Here is an 847-nt window from a genome sequence, read left to right on the forward strand (position 1 = left end):
GTTCATAAGTAGCTCAAGGCCGTCTGAAATAATTTTGTTTCAGACGGCCTTTTGATCGAGGTATTAATTTGTTCTGGTCAAATAAGGCAGGGGATCGACTGCCTTGCCGTTTAGACGTACTTCAAAATGAAGTTTGATGCTGTCTGAATCGCTGTTGCCCATGGTGGCGATAACTTGGCCTGCTTGGACTTTTTGATCTTTTTGTACCAAAAGCGTGTCGTTGTGGGCGTAGGCGGTAATGGTGTAGTCATTGTGGCTGATCAAAATCAGCTTGCCATAGCCGCGGACTTCTTCGCCAACGTAGATAACGGTACCGGCTGCGGCAGAACGGATTTGTTGGCCTTGTGTGCCTGCAACATCTATGCCTTTGCTGGTGGTGCCGTTGTAGCGTTGGATAATGGAGGATGAAGCGTTATCGGTCGGCCATTGCAGGTTCAATCGGTTGATCGGGGTAACGGCAGTGGTTTGGCGTTGCTGCGTTGCAGTGCTGCGTGAGGCAACATGACGGCGGACGCGCAATACTTGGCCGACTTCGATTTGTGAGGCGTTGGGAAGGTTATTCCATGCAACCAGTGTGTTGACATTTTGTCCGTAGCGTTTGGCGATTTGGGTCAGGGTATCGCCAGGGCGGACTTTGTAGTAGCCGTCAGGTACGGCGCGGTTGGAAGAGGTATTGTTGCCGGCGCAGGCTGCTAAGACGGCAATGGTGCTGATGAGTGCCAGACGTTTCAAGGCCGTCTGAAAGGTGGAAATAAAGTTTGTATTCATGGGATATTTCAAAATGTATCGTTATACTGCGTATGATAGATAGGAAGAGTGGAAAAAGGTTCACTCAAAAGACATGGGA

At 49.5% G+C, this 847-nt stretch carries 1 protein-coding gene; it reads right to left on the bottom strand.

Annotated features, from left to right (window positions below; translation table 11 throughout):
• Window positions 1-63: 63 nt before the first annotated feature.
• Complete coding sequence (locus tag ACTHUT_RS21235; RefSeq protein WP_440419782.1) at window positions 64-768, bottom strand: peptidoglycan DD-metalloendopeptidase family protein; 705 nt, start codon at window positions 766-768, stop codon at window positions 64-66.
• Between the last annotated feature and the right edge of the window lie 79 nt (window positions 769-847).

This window comes from Neisseria sp. P0022.S010, from assembly GCF_051956635.1.